The sequence below is a fragment of the Pseudomonas sp. MEJ108 genome (assembly GCF_030208985.1).
GTDB lineage: Bacteria > Pseudomonadota > Gammaproteobacteria > Pseudomonadales > Pseudomonadaceae > Aquipseudomonas > Aquipseudomonas fragariae.
In genome coordinates, this window is record NZ_JARVSW010000020.1 from 180452 (window position 1) to 192938 (window position 12487).

Annotated in this window: 9 protein-coding genes; 5 read left to right on the forward strand and 4 right to left on the reverse strand. The window is 57.9% G+C overall.

Annotated features, from left to right (window positions below; all coding sequences use genetic code 11):
- Nucleotides 1-6: 6 nt before the first annotated feature.
- Both QRN50_RS11505 and bglX read right to left on the reverse strand, forming a co-directional pair.
- Nucleotides 7-1764 carry a sensor histidine kinase gene (locus QRN50_RS11505; RefSeq protein WP_060409138.1) on the reverse strand — a complete coding sequence of 586 codons (1758 nt, stop codon included), beginning with the start codon at nucleotides 1762-1764 and terminating at the stop codon, nucleotides 7-9.
- Between the two features lie 69 nt (nucleotides 1765-1833).
- Entirely contained in the window at nucleotides 1834-4131 is a 2298-nt protein-coding gene (bglX, locus tag QRN50_RS11510; protein ID WP_096127064.1) for a beta-glucosidase BglX, read from the reverse strand.
- Nucleotides 4132-4461: 330 nt separating this feature from the next.
- On the opposite strand from bglX, the gene QRN50_RS11515 reads away from it, so the two are divergent.
- Together QRN50_RS11515 and QRN50_RS11520 are read left to right on the forward strand one after the other, a co-directional pair.
- Nucleotides 4462-5145: a TPM domain-containing protein gene (locus QRN50_RS11515; RefSeq protein ID WP_053275532.1), complete on the forward strand. Its 684-nt coding sequence runs from the start codon at nucleotides 4462-4464 to the stop codon at nucleotides 5143-5145.
- 25 nt (nucleotides 5146-5170) lie between these two features.
- A complete protein-coding gene (locus QRN50_RS11520) occupies nucleotides 5171-5788 on the forward strand; it encodes a TPM domain-containing protein (protein WP_003406246.1) in 618 nt (205 codons plus the stop codon).
- Between the two features lie 59 nt (nucleotides 5789-5847).
- Here QRN50_RS11520 and QRN50_RS11525 read toward each other — a convergent pair whose 3' ends face one another.
- Together QRN50_RS11525 and QRN50_RS11530 are read right to left on the reverse strand one after the other, a co-directional pair.
- Nucleotides 5848-6864, reverse strand: a complete 1017-nt coding sequence (locus QRN50_RS11525; protein WP_024639171.1) for an alpha-xenorhabdolysin family binary toxin subunit B — start codon at nucleotides 6862-6864, stop codon at nucleotides 5848-5850.
- Nucleotides 6861-8081 carry an alpha-xenorhabdolysin family binary toxin subunit A gene (locus QRN50_RS11530; protein ID WP_096127065.1) on the reverse strand — a complete coding sequence of 407 codons (1221 nt, stop codon included), beginning with the start codon at nucleotides 8079-8081 and terminating at the stop codon, nucleotides 6861-6863. Before QRN50_RS11530 ends, QRN50_RS11525 begins: the two co-directional genes overlap by 4 nt.
- A 296-nt stretch (nucleotides 8082-8377) precedes the next feature.
- Here QRN50_RS11530 and QRN50_RS11535 point away from each other — a divergent pair, with 296 nt between their 5' ends.
- The 3 genes from QRN50_RS11535 to QRN50_RS11545 all read left to right on the forward strand — a co-directional run bounded on the left by QRN50_RS11535 (nucleotide 8378) and on the right by QRN50_RS11545 (nucleotide 12397).
- The gene (locus tag QRN50_RS11535; RefSeq protein ID WP_096127066.1) at nucleotides 8378-9598 is read left to right on the forward strand and encodes a class I SAM-dependent methyltransferase; all 1221 of its coding nucleotides are present in this window, start codon (nucleotides 8378-8380) and stop codon (nucleotides 9596-9598) included.
- A 151-nt stretch (nucleotides 9599-9749) separates the two neighbouring features.
- A complete protein-coding gene (yiaY, locus tag QRN50_RS11540; protein WP_003406228.1) occupies nucleotides 9750-10898 on the forward strand; it encodes an L-threonine dehydrogenase in 1149 nt (382 codons plus the stop codon).
- 233 nt (nucleotides 10899-11131) lie between these two features.
- The gene (locus QRN50_RS11545; RefSeq protein WP_096127067.1) at nucleotides 11132-12397 is read left to right on the forward strand and encodes a pectate lyase family protein; all 1266 of its coding nucleotides are present in this window, start codon (nucleotides 11132-11134) and stop codon (nucleotides 12395-12397) included.
- The last annotated feature ends 90 nt before the right edge of the window (nucleotides 12398-12487 follow it).

Sequence of the window (12487 nt, forward strand, 5' to 3'; positions counted from 1 at the left end):
GCCGGGTCAGGCCTCCAGGAAGTCGTTGGGCAGGCTGAACCAGAATTCGGCGCCGTCCGCATGGTTTTGCGCCGTCAGTTGTCCGCCCAGTTCATGAATGATGGCGTACGACACCGCCAGGCCAAGGCCCAGACCATCGCCTACCGGTTTGGTGGTGAAGAACGGATCGAAAATGCTGGGCAGATTTTCCGCAGCGATCCCGCTTCCGTTGTCCCTGACACTGAGCCGCCACTGATTGTCGAGGGCGTCGATACGCACTTCAAGGCGCCTGGAGCGGCACTCGTGCATGGCGTCCAGTGCATTGCGCAGCAGGTTTATCAGCACCTGCTCCAGGCGGATGGCGTCGCCGCGCACCCATGCCGGGCGTGCTAGATGCAGGACGCAGTCGACGTGTTCCTCGCGCAGGCGCGGGTCGAGCAACAGCAAGGCCTGATCGACCACCGTGGCCAGGTCCAGCCTCTCGCGCAGGCCGCTGGGGCTCTTGCGTGCGAAGGTCTTCAAATGGCTGGTCAAGGCGGCCATACGTGTCAGTTGCTGATCGACGGGAACCAGCGCTTTGCAGGCTTCATCGATTCGGCCTTGATCGAGCAGCAGTCGCAGGGTCGCCAGCTGCATGCGCTGGGCGGTCAGCGGTTGGTTGATTTCGTGGGCCAGCGCTGCCGACATCTGCCCCAGCGCCGCGAGTTTGGCCGACTGCACCAGACCGTCCTGCGCGGTGTGCAGATCGCGTGTGCGCTCTTGCACCAGGCGCTCCAGTTCATCCCGGTTGCGCTCCCTCAGTCGCGCCAGTCGCCAGCGCTGATAGAGAAACAGGCCCAGAAATACCAGCGCCAGCCAGATGCCTGCGGCGGCCAGCCCTGCGTTGCGCACATCCTCGCTGGACGCGGGCGGCTTGCGCAACAGGTGCAGGGTCCAGTTCTCGTCCGCAAGGGGCAGCGACTGCCAGAGATAGTCCGTGGTGCCGTCCGGGCCGTCGACACGGCTCAAATGGCTGTTTTCGCTGAAGCTGTCGATGACCCGGCTGCGCAGCGGTGACAATACCTGCTTGTCGTACTGGCGGGTGCGCAACAGGGTGGCACGGTCTTCCACCGAGATCGGCTGCAGCTCGCGATAGCGCCAGCCTGGTTGATTGGCGATAAACACGATGCCTTTCTCATCGCTGACCAGCAGCAGGTCGCCGCCCTTATCCCACTCCTGCTCGAGGCTGGGGAACTCCAGCTTGACGACCATCGCCCCCATGAACCCACCGGTATCATTCAACACCGCGCTGGACAGAAAGTACCCCGGAATTCCGGTGGTCACCCCGACCGCGTAAAAGCGCCCGGTACCCTTGGCGCGGGTCTGCAGGAAGTAGGGTCGAAAAGCGTAGTTGTGACCGACATAGCTATTGGGCGTGCGCCAGTTGCTCGCGCCAATCGCCAGACCCTGCAGGTCGAGCAACTCCAGCGTCGACGAATGAGCCGCGTTGTTGATTTTTTCCAGCTTGAGGTTGAGTGCGTTCTGTACTTCACCGGTTACCGGGCCGCTCAGCGCGGCACGAATTTCCGGGTCCAGTGCCAGAACGGAGGGCAGGGCGCGGTAGCGCTCGATCAGGGTGTGCAGGGTATTGGCATACAGTGCCAGTTGTCCTTCGGCACGCGCGGCATCTTCAGACATTGCGTGACGCTGCGCCTGACGCATTGCGAGCCCGGCGCACAGGGCTGCACCGGCCAGAATCAGCAGCACGTACAGGGTAATGCGCCAGTAGCGATGCTTGAGCGTCATGTCGCAGCCTGATCGAACCCTGTTGGCGCGTTCCCGAGCGACTGCTCACGAACGCGCCATGCGCAGGGGTTACAACAGATTGAAGGTCGCTTCTTTCACAGCTTCGGAGTCCAGGCCGATCATGACCTTGAATTCGCCAGGTTCCGCCACGTGCTTGAGCTCAGTGCTGTAGAACTTCAGATCGTCTTCACTGAGGGTGAAGGTCACGACTTTTTCTTCTCCGGGCTCAAGCATCACTTTTTCGAAGTTTTTCAGTTCTTTGACCGGACGGCTGATCGACGCCGCTACGTCATGCAGATACAGCTGCACAACGGTAGCACCGGCAACCTTGCCGGTATTCTTCACGGTCACGCTGGCAGTGAGCTTGCCTTTGCGCGTCATGCTGGCGTCCGACAACGTGATGTCCGAGACGTCGAACTGGGTGTAGCTCAGACCATAACCGAACGGGAACAGCGGGCCATTGGGCTCCTCGAAATAGTGCGAGGTGTAGTTGCCTGGCTTGCCTTCGTGATACGGACGGCCGGTGTTCAGGTGCGCATAGTAGACCGGCAGTTGACCGATCGAGCGCGGAAATGTCATCGCCAGCTTGCCCGACGGGTTGTAGTCGCCGAACAGTACGTCAGCCACTGCATTGCCGCCTTCGGTGCCCGGGAACCAGGTTTCGAGCATGGCGTCGGCCTGTTCCTGTTCGTCGACCAGAACCAGCGGACGGCCATTCATCAGCACCAGCACCAGTGGTTTGCCAGTGGCCTTGAGCGCCTTGATCAGGTCGCGTTGTTTGCCCGGAATGTTCAGGCTGCTGCGGCTGGCCGATTCATGGGACATGCCGCGTGACTCGCCGACCACGGCAACGATCACGTCGGCCTGCTCGGCGACCTTGACCGCTTCGTCGATCATTTCCTGCGCCGGACGCGGGTCGATCTCTACTTCCTTCTCCATGAAGTTCAGGTAGTTGAGGACGTGTTCATTGTCACTGACGTTGGCACCGCGTGCGTAAACCAGCTTGGCCTTGTCGCCGACCGCGTTGGCCAGCCCTTCATACACTGTCACCGACTGGTTGGGACGACCGGCTGCCGACCAGCTGCCGAGCATGTCGAGGTGACTTTGCGCCAGTCCGCCGATCACCGCGATGGTGCCTTGCTTCTTGAGTGGCAATGTCTCGTTCTGGTTTTTCAGCAGCACCAGCGTCTTGCGCGCCACATCGCGAGCTTCGGCACGGTGCAGGCGGTCATCCGCATAGGTGTCGGCAGGGTCATCGGCGGCAACGCCGATGCGACCGTAAGGCGAGGCGAACAGGCCCATGTCGTACTTGGCACCCAGCACTTCACGCACGGCGCTGTCGATTTCCTTCATGGAAACCTCGCCGTCTTTCACCAGCCCGGGCAACTGCTCGCCATAGGCCGCGTCGTTCATGCTCAGGTCGACGCCCGCCTTGATAGCCAGCTTGGCGGCCTCGCGGAAATCCTTGGCCACGCCGTGGTCGATCAGCTCCTTGAGCGCGCCGTGGTCACTGATGGTCACGCCCTTGAAGCCCCAGTCCTTGCGCAACAGGTCCTGCATCAGCCATTTGTTGGAGGTCGACGGGACGCCGTTGATCGAGTTGAGCGCGACCATGATGCCGCCGGCGCCGGCATCGATGCCGGCCTTGTACGGCGGCAGGTAGTCCTGGTACATGCGCGTCATGCTCATGTCCACGGTGTTGTAGTCGCGCCCGCCTTCTACCGCGCCATACAGGGCGAAGTGTTTGACGGCGGCCATGATGCTGTCATTGGCTGCGACGTTCTTGCCCTGGAAGGACCTGACCATCACATCGGAAATGCGTGACACCAGGTAGGTGTCTTCACCGAAGCCTTCGGAGCTGCGGCCCCAGCGAGGGTCGCGGGAAATATCCACCATGGGCGCGAAGGTCATGTCGATACTGTCGGCACTGGCTTCTTTGGCCGAGACCCGGCCCATCGTCGCGATGGCGTCCATGTCCCAGCTGGCGGCCATGCCCAGGCTGATCGGGAAAATCGTCCGGTGACCGTGAATCACGTCGTAGGCAAAAAACATCGGAATTTTCAGACGGCTTTTGGCGACTGCGGCTTCCTGCAGCGGACGATTTTCCGAACGGGTAATGGAGTTGAACGTACCGCCGATTCGTCCGGCGGCAATTTCCTTGAGAATTTGCGGCTGTGGCATTTCCGAGCTGATACTGATGAGTCGCAACTGACCGATCTTTTCGTCCAGAGTCATTTGTTTCATGAGTTTGCCGATGAAGGCATTCTTGGCCTGAAGCGTTGTATTGTCCGTGGCGGCAGCGGTCTGGGCCATCACCGACTGACTGGCCATACCGACCAGCAAACCTAATAAACACAGCTTATTCATGAATGATTTCTCAAGGCTTTTGTCAGTAACTCGCGTTTAATGTCCGACAGCCAGTTTTTGGGTTATGGACCTTTGGCGTTATGGTTCGTACGGGATGCAAGGATAGTTGCTATCCGCTTGACTGTACGAAGTCTCCCCAGGGTGTGTACGAAAATGGCGGTTTGATTGATTTTTGTACAGACCCTGTTCGATCAAATAGTGAACGCACCAAGTGTTGGCGGTGGATTATGCCGGGGAACTTGTGTTTTGGCTAAGGCGTGTCGTTTCAATGGATTCAAAAAAACACCGGAGGTCTGGATTTTGAAGTCTGTTTCACAGTGGATGCTGTACATGGTGATGCTGTTGGGAGGGGTATTGCGGGCCGAGGCAGAGCCATCAGCACTGGTTTTTCCGCCGATGACCGGCAGTGTGGTGGATGCCGCACAGATGCTCGACAGCCAGACTACGGTTCGTCTGGCCAGACTTCTGAGCGCCCATGAAAAGGCGACCGGGGAGCGGGTAGTGGTGGTGACCCTCGCTGATCTGCAGGGCACGAGCATCGAAGAGTTCGGCTCTCGACTCGGCGACGCCTGGGGCCTGGGGCTGCACGGCAAGGATGACAGTGTTCTGCTGGTGGTCTACCGCGACAAGCGCAAGGTGTTCATGGAGGTCGGCGGTGCGCTGAAGGACCGTCTCAACGACGCCCAGGCGTCTCTGATCATCGACATGCTGATGACCCCCGAGTTTGACGACAACCGGTTTGCCGTCGGCATAGAGCGCGGTACGCGCGCGGTCATCGCGGCATTGGGTGGGCAGATACCCGATTATCCCGAGCCGACAGGGCAGATGTCCGACTATGACGAGCAGCCCGATGACGACCAGGTCTGGCTGATCGGTATCGTGTTGACCCTCATCGTGCTGGGGATTGTAATCATTAGTGTCAGACGGGGCGGCGCCACCCGGCCCGCACGTGAAAGAGTCGCCGATCGCAGTGGCGGACGCTTCGGCGGTGGCGGTGCTTCAGGCAACTGGTAGTTGATTGATTCGGAATGAGGGAACCATGGCTTTACTGAACAAAGACGAACAGCGGCAGGTTGCCGAAGCGATTGACCGCGTCGAGCAGCGCACTGACGCCGAGCTGGTCACGGTACTGGCCGCTCGCGCTGACGACTATGCCTACATGCCGTTGATCTGGGCCGGGCTGATCGGCCTGCTGCTGCCGGGCACGATCAACTACTGCCTTCAATGGTTGAGCGCGGACGAGTTGATGCTCGCGCAGATGAGTACGTTCATTATTGTCGCGCTGGTGTGTCGCCTGTCGAAGGTCTCCGCGTTGCTGGTGCCGCTTTCGGTGCGGCGCTGGCGGGCCGGGAATCTCGCGCGTCGGCAGTTTCTCGAGCAGAACCTGCACAAGACCCACGACGGAACCGGCATTCTGGTGTTTGTCAGCGAGGCCGAACGGTATGTCGAAATCCTGGTTGACCATGGCATTGCCAGTCGTCTGCACAACGACACCTGGAAGGCGATGGTTGACGTGTTTACCCAGCAGGTCAGAGACGGACAGACCTTGCAGGGGTTTCTCGGGTGTATCCATGCCTGTGGCGAGCTGCTTGCCGATCATGTACCAGTGACTCACGGCAGGAATGAATTGCCGAATCGGCTGGTGGTGCTGGGGTAACAACAAAAGGCAGGTGTCGATATGGATCAACGCCTGCCTTTATATTGAAGGCTGACGCGTCAGACGAGGCGCCTGATATCGTAGAACGATTTTATGTACGTCTTCAGTTTTTCGACAGGCGTGCTGATCGGTGCAGAAGCGTCATCTTGCGACGTGATCTGATCCAGAAATTTGTAGAGCGAGTGATAAACCTTCCTGGCCTCTTTGACCCAAAGTGCCTTGCTCTTGCTGATGTCAGCGAGCCCGGTCAGCTCATCGAGCCTTCCGTTGATTGACTTTGCTTCCTGGGCGACCGTGCGGGACTCGGCGAGCAGTGCGTTATAGCGCGACCTCAGTCTGTCGCGTTCTTCAGTAAGGTCAAGGTAGGTCAGGGCGCTGCTGATCTTGTCCAGGAGTTTTCCGAGTCTGGCAATTCCGGCGGTGATCAACGCAAGTTCCGGCGATGGCATGGTGACGATCTGCAGTTCTTCCTGAGTAGGCAGCATGTCCTTGAACAGGTCGGCAAGGTTGTACTTTTCATAGGTCTTGATCGTTGTGTCAAGCAGGCGCCGGTCTTCAGCGATGACACTCATCGCGCTTTCCAAAGCGGCTGAGCGTTGTGTCATGCCGTCAATCTGTTGCTGGAGTATGTCCTGTAAACGGTTGTCTTCCAGCGTGAGGTTTATTTGCGCCATATCATCGCTGCGCTCGGCAATGGCGTGAGCGCTGCTGCGCAAAACGGCGGTCAGATTCGAGAGCAGACGAATGCGCTCGCCGTTCAGCAGGCTGATCGCTTGCTTCTTTTGTTTATCGCTGAGTCGAGCGTCTGCTTCAATGTGCTGTTGCCTCAGATCGATCGGCTGCAGGTTCACGTTATTCAACTGCACAGTGATATCGGCCAGCGCTTCACGATAGGCGTTGTCTGCACGCGTCAATGCGTTTTGAAGCGACAGCATTTTTTCTTTCATCGTCGGCAGAAAGTCCAGCTTCAACGTATTCACCTGGGCCAGAATATTCTGGCTGGCGGCATTCATGATTTCAGTATCGGGAGGCGTGAGGACCATCGGCTTACCCAAGGTTTCAGTGCTCATGGTCATTGTCCTTTCAGGCTGGATTGCTGTTCGTGTTGAAACTGGTCCAGCGCACTTTCAAACAGCTTCAGTAACTGGGCGGTCATGCTTTTTATTTCCAGCCACGGTGTGACTACGGCCTGAAACCGTATAGCGAAAATCATCAGTGCCTGATCGTCGCTGATCGCTGCCAGTTCATCTGCAGAGCTGTCAATGTATGCCGCCAGCAGGGTCCATAGGTCTTTCAGATTGGTCGCACTCTGATGAGCGTCCATCATGCGAATATTCATATCCTCGAAGAGTATCTGCAGGCTGCGTACGGCGGCGGCCAACGGAACTTTTTCCTTGAGGGTCTGAACCTTGAGGTTCTTGGAGGCGATCATCCGGTTTTTTTCTTTCCGGATTTTTTCCGCCTGGGCGCCAAAAATACCTCCCGTGATAGCAACCCCGATGGGCCCTCCGAAACCACCCCAGGCAATATTGGTTATGGCTGCCTTATATTCTTTGTTCTTGTGTTCTATATCGACGGTCAGCTGTTCGATGTCTTTTTCCAGTTCGCTGATCTGCTGGTCCAGATCAGAGCGCTTTGCCAGTTTTACCTTATCGTTGATGCCGGGAATGAGTTGAACGCTCAGGACGGTGCTGAAGGTATCGATGTGTTGCGCCAACGTGCTGGCCGCGTGCTGATGGTTCTTTATTTGTGACGCGGTTTCTTTCAGGAACTGGGCCAGCGTGATACAGACCTTCTGGTCGGTTTGCCCCAGTGGCGTGGGCGATGTATCGCGGACCTCTTCAAGGGTCAGATCGACAACGGTCAGACCCAGCTGCCTGGCAAAGTCCATTTTTTCAATGTAACTGATGATCTGCCGACCCTGATCCGAGAAGTGTGAGGCAAACAGGTCAATGGTGAAACCGCTGCGCTTGATGGCGTCCTCGATACCCAGCCAGCTTTTGCCGTGGTTGTGGATTGCCTTGTAAGTCACCAGCATGTCTTTAGGCTCAAGCCCGGGAATGCTACTGGTTGTAAAACCCAATTGCTGTTCGACGCGAGCGAGTGACGTGGGGATGTTAAGGGCGTGTCGTTCGTAACGTTTCAGACTAAGAATGTCTTCTTTGGTCAAAATAAGCGCGGCGCCACGGCCACCCTTTTTTTCATCATCAAGTATAAGGTTCAAATACTCTACGGGTTTTAAGGTGACCCGCGCGAGCGTGTCGTTTTCCAGCAGTGCTGCTTGACTCAACATAAGGCACGTTCCTTGTGCGGTTTATTCTGCCGGAGCAAAAGGCTCCAGAACTTTTATCTGATTATCTGTAATCAGCCACAACGACTATAAAGGTGTTTTTATACGGCGCAAGCAATGCTTCGCTGTTGTCGGTAGAGATTGTTTTACCGATCATGTGCGTGTCGCAATGGTGTGTAGGACCGCACTAACAGCCCGCGTAGTCTCTGAAAAATAAGGGTGCCCTTGACGTGCCGACGCGCCTAAAATGCCGGTCTGATTTTTCGAGTCCCGGACGGGACGCTTGAGGCACATTTTCAATGTCAGTCATTACCTCCACGTCACCCATCGCTGCGACCGATCACCTCGCGCAGTTCCTTGGCCTGCTGGACATCAGCCTGTCGCAGAACTCGCTGATCAAGCTGGTCCTGGCCAAATACGTGGGCAGCGAAGCCGACTTGCAGCGGATCATCATCAAGCCGCTGACCGTCAAGGAACAACCGTGCCTGAGCTTCGTGTATCGCTACAAGACTCGTGACATCACCAAGAATTTTTCGCTTGCTGAAGCGGTGGCTTTCATTGCCAGCCTGATACCGGCGTCCTTCAAGAACGCGCACCTGTTGTCGCTGACCGACGAGGTGCAGTTGGAGTTCAGCAAGAAGGGCAAGACGACGCTGTTCAAAAGCAAGGCTCAGCAGGAGCGCCAGGCTCCTTCGGCCGGGCATGACCGCGAGAAGAAACGCTACCTGGAGCTTACCCGGCCATTCCTGACTGACTTGGGTGTGACCAATCGCCAGCATGAGCTGATTCCGGCCATGTCGCGCAAATGGAAGCAGATCAACAAGTTCATCGAAGTGTTTTCCCATGCACTGAGCTCATCGCCGCTCAAGCTCGATCAGCCGATCAAGGTTGCGGACTTCGGCTCAGGCAAGGGTTATCTGACCTTCGCCATCCACGACTACCTGTGCAACACCTTGCAGGCGCAAGGGCAGGTGACCGGTGTCGAACTGCGCGAAGACATGGTCACGCTGTGCAACGAGGCGGCGGCGAAGCTCGATCATCCGGGGCTGACCTTTGCGCAGGGTGACGTGCGTACAGTGGCGCCCAGCGCGCTGGACGTGATGATTGCGCTGCACGCCTGTGATATCGCGACAGACTACGCCATTCATATGGGCATTCGCTCCGGCGCCTCGATCATCATGTGCTCGCCGTGCTGCCACAAACAGATCCGCTTGCAGATCCAGAGCCCGACGCTGTTGAAACCGATGCTGCAATACGGTCTGCACATGGGCCAGCAGGCAGAAATGGTCACCGACAGCCTGCGCGCGCTATTGCTGGAAGCATGCGGTTACGAGACCAAAGTGTTCGAGTTCATCTCGCTGGAGCATACCAACAAGAACAAGATGATCCTCGCGGTCAAGCGTGCCGAGCCGGTCGATCCGGCTCAGTTACTGGCGCGCATTCAGGAGCTCAAGACGTTCTACGGCCTCAGCGAGCATTGCCTGGAAACGCTGCTCAAGAGCGACGGCTTTATCGGCTGAAAATAGCCGTCCTGTGCGCAGTGGCCGAAGCGTCTGCGACCAACGGTCTGGCGTTTGACTGCTTCGTTGCGCTGGATCAATGGTTGTACCTCGCGCAAGGCGGATGCTTGGCTCATCACCCCAGCATCCGCGCTACCCTCGAGGGTCCGTCATGATCAGCACTTTTTTCATCCCCGCTGTGAACATCATCGGCACTGGCTGCATTGACGAAGCCATGCTCGCCATACGCAAATACGGATTTCGCAAGGCTCTGATCGTCACGGATGCTGGCCTTGCCAGGGCCGGAGTAGCCAGTCAGGTCGCCGGGCTGTTGGTGGAGCAGGGCATTGACTCGGTTGTGTACGACGGTGCCCGGCCCAACCCGACCATCGCCAACGTCGAGAACGGCCTGGCCCTGTTGCAGGAGCGCCAGTGCGATTTCGTCATATCGCTGGGCGGTGGCTCGCCTCACGACTGTGCAAAAGGTATTGCCCTGTGCGCCAGCAACGGGGGGCATATCAGCGATTATGAGGGCGTCGACCGTTCGGCAAAACCGCAGTTGCCATTGATTGCCATTAATACCACCGCCGGAACCGCGAGTGAAATGACCCGCTTCTGCATCATTACCGACGAAGCCCGGCACGTAAAAATGGCGATCATCGACCGCAACGTCACGCCGCTGCTGTCCGTGAATGATCCCGACATGATGGTCGCCATGCCCAGGTCGCTGACTGCCGCCACTGGCATGGATGCCTTGACTCACGCAATCGAAGCCTATGTCTCCACGGCTGCCAACCCGATCACTGACGCCTGTGCGTTACAGGCTATGGCGCTGATCGCCAACAATTTGCGCGACGCATTCAACAACGGGGCCAATATCACTGCCCGCGAGAACATGGCGTATGCCCAGTTTCTGGCTGGCATGGCGTTCAATAACGCGTCACTGGGCTACGTGCACGCCATGGCGCACCAGTTGGGCGGCTTTTATGATTTGCCCCACGGTGTGTGCAACGCCGTATTGCTGCCCCATGTGCAGCGCTTCAACGCCAGCGTCAGCGCTGCACGCCTGACCGACGTTGCACACGCCATGGGCAGCAATATCCGTGGGCTCTCTCCGGAAGAAGGCGCTCAGGCAGCCATCGACGCGATTCGTGCATTGTCGGCTGCCGTGGAAATCCCGGCAGGTCTTGCTACGCTGGGCGTCAAGGAGGAAGACTTCCCGATGCTGGCCAGCAATGCCCTGAAAGATGCCTGCGGCCTGACCAACCCGCGTCCTGCCGATCTTGAGCAGATTCAGGATATATTTCGCCAGGCGCTTTAATCACCCCTGCAAAACAGGCCTGTCATGGACATGCTGCGGCCGTACACCCTTGAAGATCATGAGTGTTGTGGACGCGGGATTGACAGCGTCAGGATGGATCGGGTGTTTTCGTGAGCCAGGGTGCCTGAACAGAGGCTGACCAGCACCATGGAACCGGAGCAGGCCAGGCCGCAGTCCGTTTAGCATCCAGATTGTCCTCGCGATTCCCGCGGGCATGACTGGAAGCTCAACCAATGACGCCCCTGCGTTCTCTTTTGCAAAGCGGCTGTCTGAAGATCGCCACCACTCTGGTTCTGCTCCTGTCAGGAGCGCAATGCCTGTGGGCAGCAGACATACCTGAAGGTTTCGCCAAGGGCGTGACCGGCGGAGGCTCCGCGGCTGCCGTGCATCCCTCCACACCGGATGAACTTCGATCAGCACTCTGCTCGTCGCATGACTCACACGGGGCCTGCACCGATGACACTCCCCGAGTGATTGTCCTGGACCACACGTTCGACTTCCGCGCGAGCGTGATTGCCAACGGCAGTACCACAACCACCGAACCTGGCTGCGTCGTTAAACCGTGCCCGCAGGGTGGTGAGCAACTTGCACTGAATGGCGCCAACGACTTCTGCCAATCAAGGCCGCCCGTCATAGTGACCTACGACAACGCGGGACTGAAACCACTGAAAGTCGGCTCCAACAAGACATTGATCGGGCTTGGCGACAAGGCAGGCATTCAGGGCGCTGGACTGTTCATTGGCGACGGTGCGCATAACGTGATCGTTCGTAACCTGACCCTTTCGGATATCAACCCGCATGTCGTATGGGGCGGCGATGCGCTGACCCTGAACAAGGCCGATGGCGTGTGGATCGATCACAACACCTTTGCGCGGATCGGCAGACAGATGATCGTGACAGGCTGGGGCACTGCTTCACACGTCACCATTTCCAGCAATGAATTCGACGGCCGTACGCCTTACTCGTCTACCTGCGATGGCCATCATTATTGGGTCTGGCTGTTCCTCGGCAGTCAGGACACGCTGACGCTGTCGAGAAACTACATACACGACACCTCCGGCAGAGCACCTCATTCCGGCGGGATGAAAAATGCGCAAATCCGCGCTCAACTGGTCAACAACGTCTTTCAGCGCATGACCTACCAAGGCGCAATCATGTCGCGGACCTCATCTTCACAGTTGCTGGTAGAGGGAAACGACTTCGAGAACGTGGCTCACCCGCTGTATAACGATGTGGACCAGCCAGGCACGGCGTTCGCCTTGTTCGAGCCGGTTTCGACGGCTGCAAACAACGTGTGCATGAGCGTGATCGGCAGGCCTTGTGTGGCGAATCAGCAACAGGATAGCGGCGACGACTATCGCCCGCAGGATGCCTCTGTCTTGCAGGCGTTTCGCGAGTATCGGCAGTACCTGGTGGCGCCGGTTTCGGCGCAAGAGGCCAAGGCGCGGGTGCCGGGAGAGGCGGGGGTGGGTAAGGCCAGTGCCGGTCTACTGCAATGACTTCGATGTTTGGGTTGCATTCACCGGTACCCAATCGTTTTACTATCACCCAATACCGCGCCTTCTAACACCTAAAAAGGCCCGATCAGT